Genomic DNA, 20,323 nt, shown 5'->3' with positions numbered 1-20,323 from the left:
GCTGCCGGACAACCGGGCGGCCCGGCAGCCCGGCGGCTCAGGGGCGGTGTCGGAGGCGCCCGTTAGCCTGGCGCCATGCCTTTGCTGAGTCACGCCGTGCTGACCGACCCGGAGTTCCTCGTCCCACCGGTCCCCGACTCCCCGCCGGGCGGCGTCGCCTGGCTGAGGTCGTCCGTCGCGCGCTTCAGCAGCGGCGCGGCCCACCGTCGCAGACGTGCGCTGGCGGAGGCCGAGCTGGCGTCCGTCGACCCGGACGCTCTTCGGCTGCGGGCGGCCGAGCGGGGGGACGGGCCGGTCGAGGTGCTCGCCGAGGCGCTCGGCCTGCCGCCGGAGGTGGCCGGGGACGTCGCCGTCGTGGCGGCGTCGTACCAGCCGCACACCGCGGTCACGGAGGAGGCGGACCGGGCGCTCGCCCGGCTGGTCGAGGTGTGCGGAGGCGTCGCCGACGAGGCCACGGCCAACCGGATCGGGCTGCTCGTCCAGGCCTGCGACGCGACCAAGGCCCTGGTGGCCCACACGGCGGCGGGGCGCACCGATCCGCCGGTGCCCCTGACCCGCCGGGTGGCGCCGGACGGCACGCTCGTGGAGGTCGGCCTGGCGGACGAACCGTTCGGCGCCGGCCCGCACGCCTGCCCCGGCCGTGCGCACGCGCTCGCCCTCGCGGCCGGCCTGGTGGAGGCGACGGCCCGATGACCACCGCCTTCCACGCCCTGCACCACGCGGACCGGCCGTTGCTGCTGCCCAACGCCTGGGACTTCGCCTCGGCCGCGGCGCTGTCCGCCGCCGGGTTCGCCGCCATCGGCACCACCAGCCTCGGCGTGGCCGCGGCCAACGGCATTCCCGACGCCGCGGGCCTGGCCCGGGACGAGACCGTGGCACTGGCCGGGCGGCTGGTCCGGCTGCCCTGTCCGGTCACCGTCGACATCGAGGCCGGCTTCAGTACGGACCCGGCCGAAGTGGGCGACCTGGCAGTCGAGTTGGCCGAGCTGGGAGTCGCCGGGGTCAACCTGGAGGACGGCCGCGACGACCACCTGGCCGACCCCGCGGCGCAGGAGGCGCTGGTCCGCGAGGTGAAGCGCCGGGCGCCGGGGATCTTCCTCAACGCCCGCACGGACACCTACTGGCTCGGGGTCGAGGCCTCGGTGCCCGCGACGCTGGACCGGGCGCGACGGTACGTGGACGCGGGCGCGGACGGCGTCTTCGTGCCCGGCCTGGCGCGCGAGGAGGACATCGCCGCCGTGACGGCCGCGGTGCCGGTCCCGGTGAACGTCCTGCACCTGCCGGCGCTGGGCCTGGACCGGCTGGCGGAGCTGGGCGTGCGCCGGGTCAGCACCGGCTCCCTGCTGTTCCGTGCGGCCCTGGGCGCCGCGGTCGGCACGGCGGTCGCCGTCCGGGACGGCGGACAGCTGCCCGCCGGCATCCCCGGCTACGTGGAGGTCGACGCGCTCAGCGGCTAGCCCGGGGCCGACCGGCCGGGGTGGCCGACGCCGCCGCACGGGGCCGGCGCCGGACGCCCCGGCGGTCCGGGGAGGTCACGGCGTGGCGTGGCGGAGGATGTCGAGGACTTCGTCGGTGATCGCGGCCTCGTTCCGTTCCAGGTCCGGGCCGGTGAGCCGGTCGGCGTGCTCGGGGAGGCCGGTGAGCACGGGGGTGTGGAGGTGGCCGCCGGGCAGCCGCGGGGCGAGTTCCAGCCGCAGTCGGTTGGAGCGGTAGGCCACCTCGTTGGACAGGTACCCGCCGCCCCCGCCCTCGACGGCCCGGGAGCCCGGGGTGGGACCGTCCTCGCGGTCGACCGGCGCGTCGCCCCCGGCGGGGATCTCGGTGACCACGGTGTTCAGCTGGACGGGGTACGGCTGCTGCACGGCGGTCATGGCCGCGGCGGGCAGGGTGGTGGCGATGAACTCGGCACCGGGCCCCATGCCCGGGGCGGTCACCGGGTGCTCCCGGGTGCCGCCGGAGAGCGTGCCGGTGTTGTCCGGGTACGGGTCGGCGGAGCGGGCGCGGCCGGCCCAGGCCTCCACGGTGAACAGCCCGGGGTAGCCCTGGCTGATGGTGGTGATCTGGTCGGCGGACCGCGGGCCGGGGGAGAGGCGCGGACCGAAGGCGCGCTCGACGATGCCGTGGTCGAAGTCGGCGTAGCGGACGGGGAGCAGTACGGCCCTGATCTCGGCCCGGGTGCCGTCCGCCAGGGTGATCCGCAGACCGTTCAGCCGTAGGGCGGCGGCTCCGGAGGGGTTGGCACGGCGGAGCTCGCCGTCGAGGCCGAAGGGGTCGAAGCCGCTGACGAACACCCGGCGCAGGCCCGGCGTCCCGCTGAACTCGTTGTCCAGCAGCCCGCGGGAGGCGTCCTCGAACCGCGAGCGGAGGTCGGCGGTGTCGACGGGGAAGGCGGGCTGCCACTGGGCGAGCCGGACGGTCATGGCCAGCCGCGTCCAGTAGAGCGGGCGGTCGTCCCGGGCGGGCAGGTCGCCGCCGCGCCGCCGGTCCTGGGCGCGGTCCACCGCCGCCCGCCAGAGCGCCCGGCCCCAGGCGTCCACGAGCTCCCGGGCCTCGGCGGCGTTCCGCGCGGAGCACAGGGCGGCGGGGAACCTCCCGACGAAGTCACCGAGCCCGGCCCGCTCGGTGAAGGCGGCCGCCCTCGGATCCGCCAGCCGTGCCTGTTCGGCGTCGACCGGGGGCGCGGTGGCGGTGCGACAGGCGGGCTGGGCCTGGGCCGCCGCGCTGGTCGGGAACAGGGGGAGGGCGAGCGCGCCGACGAGGCTCGCGGCCAGGAGATAGCGGGTGCATGTCATGAAGTGTGACATTACATCGGTCTGCTGACGCTCCGCCAGATCGCCCCGGGGCGGCCTGCCCCGCCGCTGCCGGCGGCGCCGGGCCCCGGCGTGGACGGTTGACACCGTCGTGCCCCGGTCCCTAGCGTGAGGCGCTCCGTCATTACCGCCCGGTAGGGAACGCTCATGGACGCCGAACGCCCGTACGACCTGGTCCTGTTCGGTGCCACCGGCTTCACCGGCGCACTGACGGCCGAGTACCTGGCCCGGAACGCGCCGGCCGGCTGCCGCTGGGCGCTGGCCGGCCGCACCCGGGGCAAGCTGGAGGCGCTGCGCGCGCACCTCGCCACCCTGGAGCCGGGCTGCGCCGACCTCCCGCTGCTCATCGCGGACTCCACCGACCCCGGCTCGCTGCGGGAGGTGGCGGCCGCGGCCCGGGTGGTGGTCTCCACCGTCGGCCCCTACCTCAGTCACGGGGAGCCGCTGGTGGCCGCCTGCGCGGACGCCGGCACCGACTACGTCGACCTGACCGGCGAACCCGAGTTCGTCGACCGGATGTACCTGCTGCACCACCGCCGGGCCGTCGAGACCGGTGCCCGGCTGGTGCACTCCTGCGGCTTCGACTCGGTGCCGCACGACCTGGGAGTGCTCTTCACCCTGGAGCGGATGCGCGAACTCGGCGCCCTGCCCGACGGCGCCGCGGTCTCGGTACGGGGCTTCGTCCGGGCCGGCGGGACGTTCTCCGGCGGCACCTTCGCCTCCGCGCTGACCGTGATGTCCCGTCCCCGCGCGGCCGCCCGGGCCGCGCGGGAGCGCCGCGCCGCCGACCCCCATCCGGCCGGCCGCAGGATCAGCGCCAAGGCCGGCCCGGTCCGGCGGTCGGCCGAGGCCCGCGCCTGGGCGGTGCCGATGCCCACCATCGATCCGCTGGTGGTCGCCCGCTCGGCCGCCGCACGGCCGGACTACGGCCCGGTCTTCCGCTACGGCCACTACGCGGCGGTCCGGCGGCTCCCGGTGCTGCTGGCCGGCGGCGCCGGACTCGCCCTGCTGGCGCTCGCCGCCCAACTGCCACCGCTGCGAAGGGCGCTGACCGGCCTGCGCAAGCCCGGCGCCGGGCCCGGTGCCGAGCAGCGCGCGGCCTCCTGGTTCACCGTCCGCTTCGTCGGCGAGACCGGCCCCGGGCACCGGGTCTTCACCGAGGTGTCCGGGGGCGACCCGGGCTACACCGAGACCGCCAAGATGCTCGCCGAGTCGGCGCTCAGCCTCGCCTACGACGAACTGCCGCCCACCGCCGGTCAGGTCACCCCGGCGGTGGCGATGGGCAGCGCGCTGATCGACCGCCTGACCGCGGCCGGTCTGCGCTTCACCGTCCTGGACGCTCCGCCGACCACCGCCCCGAGCCGGGGTTAGCGCCGGGCACCACGACGGCAGGGCCCAACGCCCCGGCCCGCCCCGCCCCGCCCCGCCCCGGCCGGGCCGGGGCGTCGGTCAGGACAGGATCTCGACGAACCCGTCGGTCCCGTGCACGCGGATCCGCTGCCCGTCCCGGATCAGCCGGGTGGCCCGCTCGACGCCGACGACGGCCGGCAGGCCGTACTCCCGGGCGATGACCGCGCCGTGGGTCATCAGGCCGCCCACCTCCGTCACCAGCCCCGCGATGCCGACGAACACCGGCGACCAGCTGGGGTCCGTGAAGGCCGTGACCAGGATGTCGCCCGCTTCGAGATCGGCCTTCGCCATGTCGAGGACGACACGGGCCCTTCCCTCGACCGTCCCGGCGGACACCGGTACGCCGACCAGGGCCCCGGCCGGCACGTCGTCGCGCCGGTACGACCCGGTGAGGGCCTCACCGTCCGAGGTGAGCACCCGGGGCGGCGTGAGCGCGTGGTACGAGCGGAACGCGTCCTCGCGCCGCCGGAGGAGCCCGGCGTCCACCCGGTGCGTTCGCACGACGGTGTGGAGTTCCTGGAACGTGAGGTGGAAGGCGTCCTCCCGCTCGGTCAGCACACCGGCCTCCACCAGGCGTTCGGCCTCCCGGAGCAGGGCCTGCTTGTAGACGGCGTAGCGGCTGATGATGCCGTACTTGGGGTACTCCCGGTACCCGATGAAGGTGCGGACCCGGTCGATCATCGCCTTGGTCTCGGCGGCCTTGAGGTCCCCCTCCGGCAGGGCCCGCAGGCGGGTGAGCACGTCCTGTTCCTTCTGCTCGGCCTTCCGCCGCCCCTGCTCGAAGCGGCGTGCGGCGGCGCCCGGTTCGAAGTTCCGGACGTGGTCGAGGATCACGGGCACCAGCGTGTCGGGGCGCTCGCGCCACCGCGGCCTGGTGATGTCGATCTCGCCGACGCAGCGCATGCCGTACCGGTCGAGGTAGGCCTCGATGGCGTCCCGCGCCTCGGTCCCGCCCGCGAGCTTCGCCAGGTCGTCCAGGAAGTCCTCGTCCCCGACGCCCCGCAGGAACGCCACCACCTCCGGGTGCGGGCGGATCACGTCCGCGACGTCGAGCAGCGCCAGCCCCATCTCCGACGTGACGTTGTCGGGGGCGGACAGCGTCAGGGTGTCGGCCGCGTTCTTCTCGCCCAGCCACTCCCGCAGCTTGTCGTTGAGCCACCAGGTGGCCTCCATCCCCGCCATGATCGCCTGGAGGCTCAGCGGGTCGCTGAGCACCCGCTTGTGCTCCTCGAAGGCCTCCAGCAGGAAGTCGAACAGCGCCGGTCCGGTCTTCGTCCGGATGTCGCGCTCCAGAGCGGCGACGGACGCCCGGCTGCGTTCGATCAGCCCGGTGACGATCGCCGGATCGGTCGCGATCGGGGTGGGCGCGCCACCGGCCGGCGGGCCGACGGGCGCCGCGTCCGGGACCGTCGGGACGAAGTCACCGCGGTCCAGGACGGTCTCCAGCGCGTCCCTGACCAGCGGATCGCCCCTCCCGATGAGGTCCAGGAGAGCGACCCGGCCGGTGGGCGAGGCGAGGCGCGGGGTGACGTCCACGAACAGCCTGCCGCCGGCCTCGTGCATCGCGACCATGGCCGTCAGCTGCCACATGGAGTACCCCAGCGGCTTCATGGGGTCGGTCATCATCTGACCGTGACCGACGGAGACGTAGACGTGGTTCTCCCGGTCGCCGCGCTCGGGGACGGGGAACAGCGTCGTGACCGGCCGGCTCTGCACGATCCGGAAGCCGTCGTCGACCAGGCACCACTCGATGTCCTGCGGGGTGCCGAAGTGCGCCTCGATCCGCCGCCCGAGCCGCACGAGCCGGAGGACCTGCGCATCCGTCAGCGCGGGCTGCTCGCGGCGCCGCGGCTCGACCGCCACCTCCCGCGTACCGCCGCCCGGCAGGGCGTACAGGGCGCGCTGCTTGGCGGCGATCGTCCGGACGACGATCTCGTCGCCCCGCACCTTGAAGACGTCCGGGTTCACCAGCCCGGAGACCAGGGCCTCGCCGAGGCCGAAACCGGCGTCCACGGTGGCGACCGTCCGGTCGCCCGTGACGGGGTCGGCCGTGAACAGGATGCCGGCCGCCTCCGGGAGGACCATCCGCTGCACGACCACGGCCATCCGGACCGTACGGTCGTCGATGCCGTTGCGCCGGCGGTAGACCACCGCCCGCTCGGTGAACAGCGAGGCCCAGCACAGGCTGACGTGCCGGAGGATCGCCGCCGGCCCCACGACGTTCAGATAGGTGTCCTGCTGGCCGGCGAAGGAGGCCGTCGGCAGGTCCTCCGCCGTCGCGCTGGAGCGGACGGCGTAGGCGGCCCGCTCGCCGAACCGGCCGAGTGCGCCGGTGATCTCCGCCGCGAGGTCGTGGGGGAGGGCGATCTCCTCGACGGCCCGGCGAATCCGCGCGCTGAGGGTGCGGACCCCCTCGCGGTCGTCCGGGTCAAGGCGCGAGAGCCGGTCGAGCAGACCGTCGATCGACGGAGCCTCCGCCATGATCCGCCGGAAGGCGTCCGTCGTCACGCAGAAGCCGTCCGGTACGTGGACGCCTTCGATCCGCGAGAGCGCGCCCAGGTGCGCGCCCTTGCCACCGACGACCGCGCTCTGGCTCTCGTCCAGCTCATGAAGATCCCGCACGTACTGCTCACTCATTGCCGTACCTCCGGGGCAGCCGTGTTCCCTTGCGCTGCGGCGGCCGGTCGGATCACCGGCGCCCGCGATTTCGTCGAACTTCCTGTCGAGCACGTTCCTCATTCCCGCCGGCCGTTCCGCCGGCGTGTCGGCCGGGGCGTGCCCCCACGCATCCGCACCGGGCACCGGCGACTCCACCGCTGGTCCCGCCGCTGGCCCCGACTCTGGTCCTGCCACTGATTCGACGCCACCGTGCCCGCCGTGCGTCGACAGCGACACACGGCCGGCGCACCCCGATTTCCGCAGGTGGTGGCTTCGGCCGACGATTCTGCACCGTGCCGGGGGCCTTGCGGCAAGCCCCCCGCTGCGCTATATCTTGATAACGGCAAGGAGAGTCTTCTCCTTGCCTTCGCCATTTCCGGGCCCATTCCCGTCCGATGGAATGACGAGCTTCTCGCACGTGCGGGCCCACCGCCGTCCGCCGGATTCGGACGTGGAGCGGGTGGGGCGGGTGGGGTGGTTCGCCCGGCGTGGTGCGTGAGGTGGGCACGTGCCGGGTCCGCACCAGCGGTGCTGCTGTTTTCGGCCGAGCCGCGTCGGACCCGGGTGGGTTGTGTAGGCGTTTTCACAGGTGGCGGCGCCGGTTCCGGTTTGCGGTGCTCCATGATCCGATGGCTTCCGGCCGAACTTCCCGAGGCCCATTGCCGCAGGTGCCGGGACTGGTGGAGGCTCCCCTTCAGACAGCGAGGGTGCGGCCTCCAGGTGTTCCTCTACGAGATTGGACTACACCATCATGGCGATTCGCAGAGTGGTCTCCTCCGTGGCCCTGGCCGGCGTCCTGGCCGGTGGCGCGCTCCTGGCGGCCCCGGCCGCCCAGGCGACCGGCTTCACCTACATCGGGATGTACCCGAGCGCTGCCGCGTGCGAGACCGCGGGCAAGGCCTACGTGTCGTCGGGCCAGGCGGTCACCTACTTCTGTGACGCGGCCCCGAACACGGCCCGCCTCTCCGTCTGGTTCTACTGATCCGCCAGCTGTATTGACCCGCGGGGCCGGTACCCGGAAGGGTGCCGGCCCCGCGGTCCGCCGAGGGGGGCATGTCACCGGTAGGGCCCGGCCGTTGTCGGAACCGCGTGGAACGGGTGGCGCTCACCGCCCCGTTCAGCCCGGCAGGGCCTTCGCGACCTCCCGCGCCAGGTCCACCTGGTCCCCCGAGGGGGAGGTCGGAAGCGGCGCGGTCTGCCGCGACCATGCGTCGTCCATGGCGAACCAGTCGATCGACGCCGGCGGCGCGCCGCTCGTCAGAGCCTCGTCCAGCGACGAGAAGTAGGAGCTCCACCGCCGGGCGTAGAGGCCGGCGACCAGGCCCGCCCACTCCCGGTTCGCGTAGTCGTGCAGCCCGTGGACGTCGCTCGGGACGCGGCCGCTCCAGTTCGCCAGGACCGACCGTGCGTCGTACTCCAGCCGGTCGCGCTCCGCCGCGTCGGCGCCCCACGAGCGGGCGGCGGCGATCCACGGCCCGACCATGGACCGCGCGTCGGTCCCGGACAGGCGGTCGACCAGCGCGAGGTCGGCCTCCCACTCGCGCACCAGCGACCGGAACAGCGTCCGGTTCCGCGCGTGGTAGGCGCTCGCGATCTGCGGCAGCAGCGCTCGCGCCCGGTTGTCCAGCGCCTGCCGGGCGACGTTCACCAGGTCGAACCGGTACGCGTCGCAGGACCGCAACGCCGGTGCCACCAGCAGCAGTTCGTCGAGCGAGGCGCGCACCCGTGCCGGGTCGTAGCGCATCGCCGGGGGGCTCCACGTCGCGGCGGTCGCCACGGTCAGGCTCGGGCGCGCCGCGAACAGGCTGTCCTGCGCCTCGCTCCACCGGCCGGACGGCATGCTGTACGGGCCCTGCCGAAGGGCCTCCCACGCCGCCGCCGCATGCGGGTCGACCGCGCCGTAGCGGCGCGCCGCGTAGGCGGCGAACCACGCGGCCTGATCGATCCCGGCGGGCTCCCAGGCGAGCCGGCCGAACAGCTCGAACGCCGCAGGATCCGTCCCCACCGCCTCCGGCAGGTACGCGATGCCCTGCAGTGCGCTGCCCGGCTTGGTCCGCCACTGCTGGAACCGCCGCACCCACACGGCCGAGTTCGCTCCCGGCGAGGTGTGGCCGCCGAAGTTCGGGATCGTCCCGAAGGCGTACGGGGCGCCCTGCCACTGCGGCTCGCGGTCGAGCCCGTCGTAGCGGTCGGCCAGGCCGTCCAGGATCAGCATCCGGCCGCGGTCCACCCCCGACAGCACGGCGCCCGACGGGTTGCTCTCCCAGCCCAGGATCGCCCAGGTGGCCTGCGGGTGCCACGGTAGGCGGCCCCGCCCCCTTCCGCGCGGTCAGGCGTCGGTGCCGGGGTCGGCCCGGTCGAGGGCGGACGCGAGGATGTCGTGCAGCTCCTGAGCGGTCGTCAGGTCCCGGTGCTCGGGGCGGTTGTCGCCGGTGTCGAGGTCCACGTCGTCGAGTTCGGTCTCGCCGCTGCTCCAGACGGTGATCATGATGGCCCGGCGGCCGGCTTCGAGGGTCAGCCAGGCGCTGTTCTTGAGCCGGCCGTCGTCCGGGGAGTGCCCCAGTTCGGTGGCGATCCCGCGTGCGCGGACAGCCGGCTCGTTCGCGGCGAACCAGTCGGCGAGCGCGTGGGTGAGGTCCGTCAGCCGTGGGCTGCCCCCCGCCGTGGGGTGGGCGAGCTGGAAGGCGAGCCGTTCGTCGGCCCGGTCGCCGATGCGGGTGAGCACGGTGTCCAGCTCGGTGAACTCCTCCCAGGCCGGCCTCCCGCTCGCCGCGGCGAGCCTGGCGACGACGAGGTCTTCGAGCCCGGGGACGCGCTTGTTCTTCCAGCTCGTGTCGGCCAGGCTGACCAGGAGGTCCTCCGTCCCGGCCGCCTCGGTGGCCCAGGCGGCGTGCGTCGCGGCGAAGCGTGCCCGGTCGGCATCGACGCCCCGGGCGAGGAGGAGGTCCCGGCCGGCCTCCTCGTGCCGTGCGCCCGGAGCGGACAGCTCGGCGGGGTGCAGCGTCTTGCCGATGTCGTGCGTGGCGGCGCCGAACAGGACGGCATCCGGGTCGATCCCCAGATCGAGGCCGCGGGTGCCGAGCCATTCGAGGAGTTGCCCCGCGACGTCGTGGACCACGCGGAGATGAGCGACCAGACGTGGCGGAGCGTCGACATCGTGCAGCAGTTCGGCTGCTTCGATCGGCAGCGGCCGCAGCCGGGGCCGGTCGGTGTCCTGGAGGGCGATCGACAGTGCTCGGGAGGTCGTCACCGCGACAGGGTAGCCGGTGGTATCGGACGATTCAGGGGGTTTGCCGTAACGCTCCTCCCGGCCCCCCGGCCCCCCGGCCCCCCGGCCCCCCGGCCCCCAGTCCTCGGTCGAGGTGTCCGGAGGTCCACCATGGAGTCCTTTCGTCGACCAGCTGCCCGTCAGGAGTGCTGACGACCCTTCAACCGGCGTCCGGGAGCCCGTACCGGACCTCGGTCAGCCGCTCGGACAGTTCCCAGAGCCGGCGCCCGGTCTCGGTGTCGGCCGCGGCGGGTGCGAGTGCGACCCGAACCGGGGCGCCGCGCAGTTCGCCAAGGCCGCTCGGGCCGATGAACTCGCCGCTCGCCAGTCCCGGCCGGGTCGCCGCGTAGAGCTGGGGGAGTGCGCCGCGGTCGGGGTGCTGGCCGAGCGGCCGCGCCAGCCGGCCGAAGAGGAAGCGGTACAGGGCGGTCGGTGTGCCGGTGACGATGTCGGTGGCGCTGAAGCCGGGGTGGGCGAGCAGGCTGCGCACCGGGCTCCCGGCGGCGGTCAGCCGCAGGTGCAGTTGCCGGCCGAAGACCGCGTTGGCGAGCTTGGACTGGTTGTAGAAGGCCATCGGCGCGTAGTGCCGCTCACCGGCGAGGTCGTCGAAGCGGATCCGCCCGCGCCGGTGGTTGAGGGAGGTGACGGTGACCACCCGGGGGTCGCGGCCCTCGGCGAGCAGGTCGAGGAGCAGCCCGGTGAGGGCGAAGTGGCCGAGGTGATGGGCGGCGAACTGCAGCTCGTGGCCCTGGGCGCTCAAGGTGCGTGGCGGCGCCATGACGCCGGCGTTGTTGACGAGGACGTCCAGCCGGCCGTGGTCGGCGCGCAGGCCGGCGGCGAAGGTGCGGACCGAGGCGAGGTCGGCGAGGTCGAGTCGGCGCACCTCCAGTCGTGCGCCGGGCTGGTCGGCGCGCAGCTCCGCGACCACCCGCCGGCCCTTCTCCTCGTCGCGCACCGCCAACACGACGTGGCCACCGCGGTGGGACAGCGCGCGGGCGGTGGCGAGGCCGAGGCCGCTGGTGGCGCCGGTGACGACGAAGAGCCTCCCGGTCTGGTCCGGCATCTGCTCGGCGGTCCACTTCTGATGTTCAGTCATGCGACACATGCTGACGTTGCTGTCACTTGGTGTCAAGATGCGCCCGAGTGCCACCCAGGGCATCGCGCTACCATGACCCGGTGACCTCCCGCCCCGCTCCGGACCGCCCCGCTCCGGACCGTCCTGCCCCGGACCGTCCCGAACCGACCCGGCCCGCCGGCCGCCCCGGTCTGAGCATGGCCGAGCGCAAACGCCGGCTCGTCGCCGCCGAGTTGGCCGAGGCGGCTCTGCTCCTGCTGGCGGAGAAGGGCTTCGAGGCCGTCACGATCGACGAGATCGCGGTCACCGCCGGGGTGTCCAAGCGGACGTTCTTCCGGTACTTCGCCTCGAAGGAGGACGTGGTCGTCCAGGTGCTGGCCGATCTCGGCCCCGGGATGTGCGCCGAACTCGCCGCCCGCCCCGCCGCGGAACCGCCCTCCGTGGCGCTCCGTCACGCGGTCTGGACCACGCTCGCCGCCTGCGCCGACGGCCCGGAGCACGCCGGCCACGGTGACCGCGCCCTGCGCGTGGTGCAGCTGATCGTGCGGACGCCCGCGCTGCTCGGCCGCTTCCTGGAACGGCAGGCGCAGTGGCGAGACGAGCTGGCGGCCGAGCTGGCCGCCCGCCTCGGGCTCGATCCCGCCACCGCGATGTACCCGCCCCTCGCGGCGGGGATGGCGCTGTCCGCCTTCGACACGGTGCTCCGCCGATGGAGCGACAGCGACGGCACCGAGGACCCGGCCGCGCTGATCGACCACGCCTTCGCCGTCCTGGCCCCGGCCCTCGACGCGGTCGGGGCCCCGTGGGCGTGACGGCGTCCGGACCGCGACGGTCGAGGTGCCCGGGCGTGCCCACGGGCTTGCGTCCGGCCCGCGGGTGCGGCGAAGATCGCGGGCATGATCAAGGGTGTCATGTTCGACTTCTCCGGGACGCTCTTCCGGATCGAGCCGACCGCGCAGTGGCTGCGAGCGGTGGTGACGGAGGCCGGGTACGAGCTGGCGGAGGGCGAACTCGCCCTCTGCGCGGACCGCCTGGAGGCGGCCGGGGCCCAGCCGGGAGGGCCCGCGCCGCGCCGTCTGCCCTCCGAGCTGGAGGTGCTGTGGAGTGAGCGGGACCTGAGCGCGGAGAAGCACCGCGCCGCCTACACCGCTCTCACGCGGCAGGCCTCGCTGCCGTACCCGGAACTGGTCGACGCGCTGTACGACCGCCACCGCGTCCCCGCCGCCTGGCGGCCCTACCCCGACACCGAGGACACCCTCAAGGAGCTCCGGAGCAGGGGCATCCCGGTCGCCGTCGTCAGCAACATCGGCTGGGACCTGCGCCCGGTCTTCCGCGACCACGGTGTGGAGCGCCTCGTCGACGCCTACGTCCTCTCCTTCGAGCACGGGATCCAGAAGCCGGACCCGGCGCTCTTCCGGGCCGCCTGCGACCGGCTCGGACTGCCGCCCGGCGATGTCCTGATGGTCGGCGACGACCGCGTCGCGGACGGTGGCGCCGCGGCCCTGGGCTGCCCGGTCCACCTGGTCGACCCCCTGCCCGCGGACCGGCGCCCGAGCGCGCTGACGGCGGTACTCGACCTGCTCGACTGAGGCGCGCGGCGTCCGCGCGTCCCGGGGTACGCGCGTCCCGGTCGAGCGGTGCTACCGCTGCCCCCGGGGTCTCGCCCCGAACACGCCGGCCCGCGTCGTGACCGATCGCCTGCCCGCCCCCGCCGCACCAGGGGAGAGCCGCACCACGGAGAGCCGGTCCGCAGAACGCCTCGGCCGCCCCCGGGCCACCCCGGCCCCCCGGTGCCCGGGCGCGCGTGAGAGAGTCGTCGGCCCACAGGGGCGAGGAGGTAGCGATGAGCGGCGCAGGCGGCCGGGTGCTGGTGGTGGACGACGACGCGGCGATCCGGCGGTCGCTGGAGCGCGGGCTGCGGCTGAGCGGCTTCGCCGTCCAGGTCGCGTCGGACGGTGCGAGCGCACTGGCCTTGATGGGCGGCCCGACGGCACCGGACGTCTTGGTGCTGGACGTCTCCATGCCCGGGCTCGACGGAACGGGCGTCTGCCGGGCGCTGCGGGCCGTCGGCGACGAGACCCCGGTGCTGATGCTCTCCGCCCTGGACGAGCTCGCCGACCGGGTCGCAGGCCTCCAGGCCGGGGCCGACGACTACCTGATGAAGCCCTTCGCGCTGGAGGAGCTGGTGCTGCGGCTGCGGGCGCTGCTGCGTCGGCGGCCGGCCCCGCCGCCCGACGTGCTGCGGGCCGGCCCGCTGACGCTCTCGCCCGCGACCCGCCAGGCGCACTGGGAGGAGACCGAGATCCACCTGACCCGGCGCGAGTTCGAACTGCTCGCCCAGCTCGTCCGCAACACCGGCCTCGTGCTCAGCCGCGACCAGCTGCTGGACCGGGTCTGGGGCTACGACTTCGAGGTGCGCAGCGATGCCGTCGACACCTTCGTCAGCTATCTGCGGCGCAAGCTGGAGGACGGGGGGCGGCCGCGTCTGGTGCACACGGTGCGCGGCGTCGGGTTCGTGCTGCGGCTGCCGGCCGACGGGGGGCGGCCGTGAGGCTCTCCACCCGGATCGCGCTCTCGGTGACCGTGCTCGTGCCGGTCGTCGTGCTGGCGGCGGGCCTGCTGCTGCTGGGGCTCGTCCACCGCGACCTCTCCCACCAGCAGGACGCGGTGCTGCGCGTGCGGGCCGCCGCGGTGCTGCCGAATGTGCGTACGCTGCTCGCCGCGGACAGCAAGGGCCGGCCCCGGGCCGAACAGAACCAGCAGCGCAAGGTCCTCGACGGTGCGCTGGACTCCGGCGTGCGGCTGGCCGGTGAGGACGGCGCGGTGCTGCTGGCGGTCGGCCCGCAGCCGGACATCCCGCTGCCGGTCGGCGCCGACGCGCCGGCCACCGTCCGGGACGGCGGCCGTGCGTGGCGGGTGCTGTCCGTCCGGGTGGACGGCGCGGCACCCGGCACGCTCTGGCTGGTGTCGCCGTCGTCCGCGGTGGATCCGCAGGTCGCGGCCGTGCGGCGGCGGGTGCTGCTGGTCGCGCTGCTGGCCGCACCGGTGGCGGGCCTGCTCGCGTTCGCCCTGGCGGGCCGGGCCACCGCCTCGCTGCGACGCCTGAGTGCCCGGGCCGCCGTGCTGGATCCGGGCAGCGGGGCGACGGCGCTCGCGCACACTCCGAGCCGGGTCTTCGAGGTCGACGAACTGTCCTCCGCACTGGGCCTGCTGCTGGCCCGCTACGACGAGCAGGCGGGCCGTACCGCGCAGGCCCTCGACACCGCGCGGTCGTTCTCGGCCGCGGCCGCGCACGAGTTGCGGACCCCGCTGACCGCGATGCGCACTAACCTGGAGGTCCTGGCCGCCCACCCCGACCTGCCGGCCGTCGAGCGGGCCGAGGTGGTCTCCGAGCTGTCGCAGGACCGTGCCCGGCTCGAGGAACTGCTCACGGCGCTGCGGACGCTGGCCGGCGGCGACCTGGTCGAGGTCTCGGCCTTCAGCGCCCTGGACCTGGGCGAGCTGGTCGAGAGCGCGGTCGCGGAGGCGGCGCGCCGCCATCCGCCGGCCGTGATCGACGTCGAGGCCGCGCCCGGGATCCGGGTGTTCGGCTGGGAGGCGGGCCTGCGGATCCTGCTCGCCAACCTGGTCGGCAACGCCGTGGTGCACGGCCGTCCGCCCGGCGGCGGGTCGGCCAGGGTCACGGTCCGGCTGCGAACGGGCCGCGGCGATGCGGCGGTGCTGACCGTCGACGACACCGGGCCGGGTGTGCCGCCGGCCGACCGGGCTGCGGTCCTCCACCGCTTCCACCGGCGCCCGGACAGCCCGGGGGCGGGCCTGGGGCTGACCCTGGTGGCCCAGCAGGCGGCGTTGCACCGCGGCACGGTGGTCGTCGGCGACGCGGCCGCGACAGGCGGCTGCCGGGTCGAGGTGCGGCTGCCGCTGCTGCGACCGGAGGCGCCGACCCTGCGACTGCCGGCCCAGCGGGACTGGATCTCCGGCGACCGGTGAGCCCGAGCGGTGCCCGTCCGAAGTCACAGGGATTCCACAAGAAGCCGTCCTACGCTCCCCGAGTCCGACCACCCCGGTACCGGAGGAGAACCGCCGTGCACATCAACCGCAAGGCCGCCGCCGTCGGCGCACTCGCCCTCGCAGGCACGCTGATGGCCGCCGTCCCCGCCCAGGCCGACTCCGCGCCGAAGAACGACGGCACGAAGTCGGTCTGCGAGCGCCTGCCGAAGATCAAGGAGCACGTCGACAAGGCCATCGAGCGGCTCAACGGCGACGCCACCGTCACCGGGTCGGTGGCCCGACTGCAGCAGCGGGTGACCGACGCCAAGAGCGCCGGGCACAACGAGATCTACACCTACCTCAACGACCGGCTGACGTTCCGCAAGAGCATGCTGCCGACGCTGCAGACCCGCCAGAGCGACCTGAAGGCGGTCGCCACCTGGTGCGCCGGCCAGCCCCGGTCCTCGTCGTCGCCCTCGTCGTCGGCGAGCAAGTGAGCGCCCGCTCCGTGCGCCACCGGGCCGGCGCCACCGCCGTGCTCGCCGCGGCCGCCGCCCTGCTGCTGACCGGCTGTGGGCCGGGCGCGGCCGCTCCGGGCAAGGCCGCGGCGACCGCGGATCCGGCGGGCCGGGCGGCAGCGACCGCAGGCCCGCCCGGCAGGGCCGCCGCCACGGCGGGCGACGGCCAGGTCCAGGAGATGCAGCAGAAGGTGGATGCCGCCGAGAGCGCCGTCGCGCAGGCCGACTCCGACGCGACGCAGGACAACTGACGTACCCGCACACTGTCGTGGGCGTTCCACCTGGTAGGGCGAGGGGCCTGCGCCTCACTCCGGAGGGGCAGGCCCCTCGCCCTACCCGCGGTCATCCGGTCGCCCGTCGAACCCCGGGCCGCGGACGGTCGCCCACCCGGGCCGGCGCGCGCCGGTCGACCGCTGCCCGACACGTTCTCAGCCGAAGTCGGGGATGGGGTGGTCGGGGGCGAGTGCGGCGGCGATGCGCTGGGCGATGGTGTGGGCGCTGTGGCCGCCGGGGGCGGTGGGGCCGTCGGTGGTGGAGACGGCGATGGCCAGGTGCTCGCACGGGAGGTAGTTCTGCGAGGCCGAGTAGCCGAAGAACAGCGGGTGCTGGGAGATCCATTCGTTCAGCACGAGCACGCCCATCCCGTAGTGGGTGGCCGGGGTCTGCGCGATGCAGACCGTGGCGGGGCACTTCTCGGTCGGCGTGCCCAGGCCCACCGTCCCAGGGTTGAGGAACTCCCGGTAGGAGGACGGGGAGAGCAGTTCGCCCGAGCCGAGGCCGACGGCCGAGCGGGCCAGGTCGCAGATGTCGGTGGTCTCCACCGCGCCGGGTGCGGTGGTCCACGAGGGGTTCCAGAAGGTGGACTCCTCGTAGGTGCCGCGATCGGAGGTGAAGGCGTGCAGGACGGGTGTCGGGATGTCGGGCGTGAAGCTGTTGCTGGTCTCGTGCAGTCCGAGCGGGCCGGTGACCAGCTGCTGGAGCAGGACGTCCAGCCGGGTGCCGGTGATCTTCTCCAGCGCGGCGCCGAGCAGGACGAAGTTGGCGTGCGAGTAGCTCCAGTTGGTCCCCGGCTCGTACCAGAGGTCCTGGTCGGTGGAGATGCCCACCAGTTCCTCGGGGGTCCACTGGCGGAACGGGTCCGCGTAGACCGTCTCGCCGAAGCCGGGGCTGGTGACGTAGTCGACGAGGCCGGTGGTGGAGGCGCCGAGCATCCGCAGGGTCATCCGGTCGCCGTAGTCGTGCGGGAGGTCGGGCAGCCAGCGGCCGATCGGGTCGTCGAGGCGGACCTTGCCGTCGTCGACCAGCCGCAGGAGTGCGGTGCCCAGGTAGCTGATCGCGATGTTGCCGTTGCGGAAGTGCATCGCGGGCTCGGCGGGGACCCCGGTCATCGACTCGCCGAGGGCGGTGGTGAGGAGTTCGCGGCCGTCGACGGTGACCCGCAGGATCACGGACTTGAGGTCCATCTCCGTCTTGGCCTGCTCGGCGATCCGCAGCACGTCGAGCGCGGCGCCCTCGGTGGGGGCGGCGGAGCTGACGCACGGTCGGTGGTGACCGGCGGTTCCGGCCGCACCACCGGCGGTCGTGACCGGGGTGCTGAGGGCGACGAGCGCGGTGGCTGCGGCGAGGCACAGCAGGGAGGTCCGGCGGGAGGGGCTCATCCCCGCAGTATCGGCACGGGAGCCCCGGTGCCCCGCCCTATCGGCCCCCGACCCGCGCGGGCGTCACCCGTCGGGCTCGCCGCCGGCGTCCTCCCCGCGTACGTGCGGCACCGCCCGCCGGTACCGCTGCCTTGTCCGCGGCCAATCCGGGTTGTCCGCCGCCCAGCTGCCGGTTGCCGCCTTCCTGTAGATGGACAATCACATCGGATCGCAGGGTGGGGCCACCACCGGTTCTTCGGACGGGGTGGTGGGTCCCGTGGCGCAGTCGTTCCTGCCGAGGAGCACGGCCGGCACACGTCGCGGCATCCGCCGGCTCCGGCGATCGGTCGCGAACGGCGCCGCACCCGGGAACTGCTCCGGTCCACGCAGCGCGGGACGGCCGACACCGGCAGCACGAGGTCCCCGGGGCGTGAGCCCGTTCGGCAGGGGGCGCCGGTGGTCCCAGTACCGTCGGTCGTCCGAGCACCGCCGGGTGTCCCCAGCACCGCCGGTCGTCCGAGTACCGCGCACGGAGAGCACGGCAAACCGCACGATCCACGAGGAAGAGGAAGCACACATGGTGAAGCACTTCGCCCTGGCCACGGCCGGTGCCGTCCTGATGATCGCCTCCGCGGCCGGCACCGCCGCGGCCCAGGCCCCCGCCGGCGAGGCCGGCGCCGCTCCCGCCGTGATCCAGCCGATCGCCGTCGGCGCCGACTCCCTGGCGACGGTGTGGGACAACTGTCTGCACGGCCAGGCGTGCCTGTTCTCGGACACCAACGGCGGCGGCCAGCTCTGGGTGGTGCCCAGCGCCGGGTCCTTCAAGCTCGCCAACTTCGGGATGAACGACAGGACGAGCGCCTTCTGGAACAGGAGCGGCGGCACCCTGAGCCTGTTCGACGGCTCCGGCTACACCGGGTACCTGATCGGCTCCGGGCCCTACGGCGCACCGGTGAACGTCCCGTGGGGGGTCAACGACAAGGCGAGCTCCGTCACGCTCTACTAGAGGTCGCCGCGTACCGGCCGCCCGGGCCGCCCAGGTCCTCGGTGTCCTGACCGCGGCACGGTGGCCGGTCCCCGCGCGATGCGATCGCGGGGGGACCGGCCACCGCCGGGCGGGTTCACTCGGCCACGGCCGAGCGGGCCGCGCGGCCGGTGCCGTTCTCGACGGCCGCGGCGGTCCGGCCGCGCAGGCGCGCGATGCCCACGTCCAGAGCAGCCTCCAGGTGGGTGGTCGCGCCCGTGGTGAGGAGGATCAGCACGCCGCCCTGGATGCCGGCCAGCAGGGCGGCGGCCTCGCGGTCGGGGTCCAGGTCGGGGTCGGTCTCGCCGGCGTCCCGCAGGTGGCGGATGCCCGCGGCCAGCTGTTGCTGCCACCGGTCGAGCAGGCCGCCGGCCACGGTCCGCGTGGCGTCGGTGGCCGGGCCCAGCTGGGCGAGGGCGGTGTGCAGCGGACAGTCGGTGCCCTGGGCGCGGTAGCGGGCGACGACCTTGTCGCGCCACCGCTGCCAGGCGGCCCACGAGGTGAGGGAGCCGAGCTCCGGCTGCTGGTCGTCGATCACCCGGGCCGCCTCGTGCCGGGCCACGGCGAGGAGCAGCTCGTCCTTGCCGTCGGGGAAGTAGTGGAACAGCTGGCTCTTGCTGGTCGCCGTGTGGGCCATGACGTCCTCCAGCCGCAGCGCGAACACGCCCTGGGCGCGGATCTGCTCGGCGGCGCCCTCGACGATGCGCTGCCTGGTCGCGGCGCCCTTGCGGGTGAGCGGCATGTGTCCTCCCGGTACGAGCTGTCGGCTCCCATCGAAGCGGATCCGGCCCGGCGGTGTCACGGCAGGAGCAGCAGCTTGCCGGTGGTGCGGCGGGATTCGAGGTCGGCGTGGGCGCGGGCCGCGTCGGCGAGCGGGTACCGGCCGCCGACCTGCGGGGTGAGGCGGCCGGCCAGGACCAGGTCGAAGACCTCACCGGTGCGCCGGACGAGCGCCTCGCGGGTGGCGACGTGGTGGTGCACCACGGGATAGGTCAGCAGGATGCTGTTGGGCAGGTCGGTGGGCCGCAGGGTCGGGACGCCCATGAAGGGGCCGTAGTAGGCGTGCACGCCGTGCGGGCGCAGGGCCAGTTGGGAGGAGCGGAAGGTGTCGGCGCCACCGCCGTCGTAGACGACGTCGGCGCCGCGTCCGCCGGTCAGCTCCTTGATCCGGCCCTCGAAGCCGCCGCCGGAGTGGACCAGGACGTGGTCGGCGCCGGCCTCCTTCGCGGCGGCGGACTTCTCCTCGCGGGAGACCAGGCCGATCACGTCGCCGCCACGGGCCTTGACCATCTGGGTGAGCAACTGGCCGACGCCGCCCGCCGCGGCGTGCACCACGGCGGTGTCGCCCGGGCCGATCGGGTAGGTCTCGGTGCTGAGGTGGCTGGCGGTCAGGCCCTGCACCATCAGGGCGGCCGCCGTCTCGTCGTCGACGCCGTCGGGCACCTTGACCAGGGAGTCCGCCGGGACGGCGAGCAACTCGGCGTAGCTGCCCGGGTGGTAGAACCAGGCCACCCGGTCGCCGACGGCGAGGCCCCGGACCCCGTCGCCGAGCGCGGTGACGTACCCCGTGCCCTCGACGCCGAGGACCGTCGGGGCCGCCCAGCCGGGACCGCCCTGGGTGCGGGCACCGATGTCCATGTAGTTGACCCCGGCGACCCCCAGGCGTACCAGTGCCTCGCCGGGGGCGGGGGTGGGGTCGGGCAGCTCGGTCCAGTGCATGACCTCGGGGCCGCCGTGCTTCTCGATCCGGATCGCGTGCATGGTGCCGCCTCTCTGCAGGGCTTCTTCGTGAGGGAACGGTCAGCACGTTAGGCGGCTCAAAATGGACCGGCAAGTCCAAAATCTCGGCCTGGAAGGCCGGTTGGCGACTCCGGGGGGCCGTGGGGCCTCGGGCCGGACCGGGTTCGGGACCGGGTTCGGGTTCGGGTTCGGG

At 74.6% G+C, this 20,323-nt stretch carries 19 protein-coding genes and 1 pseudogene; 11 read left to right on the top strand and 9 right to left on the bottom strand.

Annotated features, from left to right (window positions below; genetic code table 11):
• The first annotated feature begins 75 nt into the window (after nt 1–75).
• Nucleotides 76–693 (top strand): hypothetical protein, encoded by a 618-nt coding sequence (locus tag OG618_RS02300; protein WP_329485418.1) that lies wholly within the window; start codon nt 76–78, stop codon nt 691–693.
• Entirely contained in the window at nt 690–1,457 is a 768-nt protein-coding gene (locus tag OG618_RS02295) for an isocitrate lyase/PEP mutase family protein (protein WP_329485417.1), read from the top strand. The genes OG618_RS02300 and OG618_RS02295 overlap by 4 nt, the downstream gene beginning before the upstream one ends.
• 75 nt (nt 1,458–1,532) lie before the next feature.
• Here OG618_RS02295 and OG618_RS02290 read toward each other — a convergent pair whose 3' ends face one another.
• On the bottom strand, nt 1,533–2,792 hold the full coding sequence (locus OG618_RS02290; RefSeq protein ID WP_329485416.1) for a pyroglutamyl peptidase: 1,260 nt from the start codon (nt 2,790–2,792) through the stop codon (nt 1,533–1,535).
• Nucleotides 2,793–2,957: 165 nt separating this feature from the next.
• On the opposite strand from OG618_RS02290, the gene OG618_RS02285 reads away from it, so the two are divergent.
• Nucleotides 2,958–4,181, top strand: a complete 1,224-nt coding sequence (locus tag OG618_RS02285; protein WP_329485415.1) for a saccharopine dehydrogenase family protein — start codon at nt 2,958–2,960, stop codon at nt 4,179–4,181.
• Nucleotides 4,182–4,259: 78 nt separating this feature from the next.
• Here the strand turns inward: OG618_RS02285 and rph are convergent, their stop codons facing one another.
• On the bottom strand, nt 4,260–6,857 hold the full coding sequence (rph, locus tag OG618_RS02280) for a rifamycin-inactivating phosphotransferase (RefSeq protein WP_329485414.1): 2,598 nt from the start codon (nt 6,855–6,857) through the stop codon (nt 4,260–4,262).
• A gap of 772 nt (nt 6,858–7,629) precedes the next feature.
• On the opposite strand from rph, the gene OG618_RS02275 reads away from it, so the two are divergent.
• On the top strand, nt 7,630–7,860 hold the full coding sequence (locus tag OG618_RS02275) for a hypothetical protein (protein WP_329485413.1): 231 nt from the start codon (nt 7,630–7,632) through the stop codon (nt 7,858–7,860).
• A 135-nt stretch (nt 7,861–7,995) separates the two neighbouring features.
• Here OG618_RS02275 and OG618_RS02270 read toward each other — a convergent pair whose 3' ends face one another.
• From OG618_RS02270 to OG618_RS02255, 4 genes and pseudogenes are all read right to left on the bottom strand, one after another.
• The gene (locus OG618_RS02270; protein ID WP_329491985.1) at nt 7,996–8,823 is read right to left on the bottom strand and encodes an alpha-N-acetylglucosaminidase C-terminal domain-containing protein; all 828 of its coding nucleotides are present in this window, start codon (nt 8,821–8,823) and stop codon (nt 7,996–7,998) included.
• Nucleotides 8,824–8,844: 21 nt separating this feature from the next.
• Nucleotides 8,845–9,162: pseudogene (locus OG618_RS02265) on the bottom strand (alpha-N-acetylglucosaminidase TIM-barrel domain-containing protein); the annotation flags it as partial.
• A gap of 45 nt (nt 9,163–9,207) precedes the next feature.
• On the bottom strand, nt 9,208–10,128 hold the full coding sequence (locus OG618_RS37965) for an HD domain-containing protein (protein ID WP_442906735.1): 921 nt from the start codon (nt 10,126–10,128) through the stop codon (nt 9,208–9,210).
• 178 nt (nt 10,129–10,306) lie between these two features.
• Nucleotides 10,307–11,242 carry an oxidoreductase gene (locus OG618_RS02255; RefSeq protein WP_329485412.1) on the bottom strand — a complete coding sequence of 312 codons (936 nt, stop codon included), beginning with the start codon at nt 11,240–11,242 and terminating at the stop codon, nt 10,307–10,309.
• Nucleotides 11,243–11,418: 176 nt separating this feature from the next.
• Here OG618_RS02255 and OG618_RS02250 point away from each other — a divergent pair, with 176 nt between their 5' ends.
• The 6 genes from OG618_RS02250 (at nt 11,419) to OG618_RS02225 (ending at nt 15,980) form a co-directional block, all read left to right on the top strand.
• Nucleotides 11,419–12,033: a TetR family transcriptional regulator gene (locus OG618_RS02250; RefSeq protein WP_329485411.1), complete on the top strand. Its 615-nt coding sequence runs from the start codon at nt 11,419–11,421 to the stop codon at nt 12,031–12,033.
• Nucleotides 12,034–12,117: 84 nt separating this feature from the next.
• Nucleotides 12,118–12,810, top strand: a complete 693-nt coding sequence (locus tag OG618_RS02245; protein ID WP_329485410.1) for an HAD family hydrolase — start codon at nt 12,118–12,120, stop codon at nt 12,808–12,810.
• 254 nt (nt 12,811–13,064) lie between these two features.
• Nucleotides 13,065–13,772: a response regulator transcription factor gene (locus OG618_RS02240; RefSeq protein ID WP_329485409.1), complete on the top strand. Its 708-nt coding sequence runs from the start codon at nt 13,065–13,067 to the stop codon at nt 13,770–13,772.
• The gene (locus OG618_RS02235) at nt 13,769–15,211 is read left to right on the top strand and encodes a sensor histidine kinase (RefSeq protein ID WP_329485408.1); all 1,443 of its coding nucleotides are present in this window, start codon (nt 13,769–13,771) and stop codon (nt 15,209–15,211) included. Before OG618_RS02240 ends, OG618_RS02235 begins: the two co-directional genes overlap by 4 nt.
• 95 nt (nt 15,212–15,306) lie before the next feature.
• Nucleotides 15,307–15,708, top strand: a complete 402-nt coding sequence (locus OG618_RS02230) for a hypothetical protein (protein ID WP_329485407.1) — start codon at nt 15,307–15,309, stop codon at nt 15,706–15,708.
• The gene (locus tag OG618_RS02225) at nt 15,705–15,980 is read left to right on the top strand and encodes a hypothetical protein (RefSeq protein ID WP_329485406.1); all 276 of its coding nucleotides are present in this window, start codon (nt 15,705–15,707) and stop codon (nt 15,978–15,980) included. The genes OG618_RS02230 and OG618_RS02225 overlap by 4 nt, the downstream gene beginning before the upstream one ends.
• Before the next feature lie 177 nt (nt 15,981–16,157).
• Here OG618_RS02225 and OG618_RS02220 read toward each other — a convergent pair whose 3' ends face one another.
• Complete coding sequence (locus tag OG618_RS02220) at nt 16,158–17,387, bottom strand: serine hydrolase domain-containing protein (protein ID WP_329485405.1); 1,230 nt, start codon at nt 17,385–17,387, stop codon at nt 16,158–16,160.
• 556 nt (nt 17,388–17,943) lie between these two features.
• On the opposite strand from OG618_RS02220, the gene OG618_RS02215 reads away from it, so the two are divergent.
• A complete protein-coding gene (locus OG618_RS02215) occupies nt 17,944–18,372 on the top strand; it encodes a peptidase inhibitor family I36 protein (protein WP_329485404.1) in 429 nt (142 codons plus the stop codon).
• A 115-nt stretch (nt 18,373–18,487) separates the two neighbouring features.
• On the opposite strand, the gene OG618_RS02210 is transcribed toward OG618_RS02215, so the two are convergent.
• Both OG618_RS02210 and OG618_RS02205 read right to left on the bottom strand, forming a co-directional pair.
• Nucleotides 18,488–19,132 (bottom strand): TetR/AcrR family transcriptional regulator, encoded by a 645-nt coding sequence (locus tag OG618_RS02210; RefSeq protein ID WP_329485403.1) that lies wholly within the window; start codon nt 19,130–19,132, stop codon nt 18,488–18,490.
• A 56-nt stretch (nt 19,133–19,188) separates the two neighbouring features.
• The gene (locus tag OG618_RS02205) at nt 19,189–20,151 is read right to left on the bottom strand and encodes a quinone oxidoreductase family protein (RefSeq protein ID WP_329485402.1); all 963 of its coding nucleotides are present in this window, start codon (nt 20,149–20,151) and stop codon (nt 19,189–19,191) included.
• Nucleotides 20,152–20,323: the final 172 nt, after the last annotated feature.

This window comes from Kitasatospora sp. NBC_01246, assembly GCF_036226505.1.
Classification (GTDB): domain Bacteria; phylum Actinomycetota; class Actinomycetes; order Streptomycetales; family Streptomycetaceae; genus Kitasatospora.
This window is presented reverse-complemented; position numbering and strand designations above follow the sequence as displayed.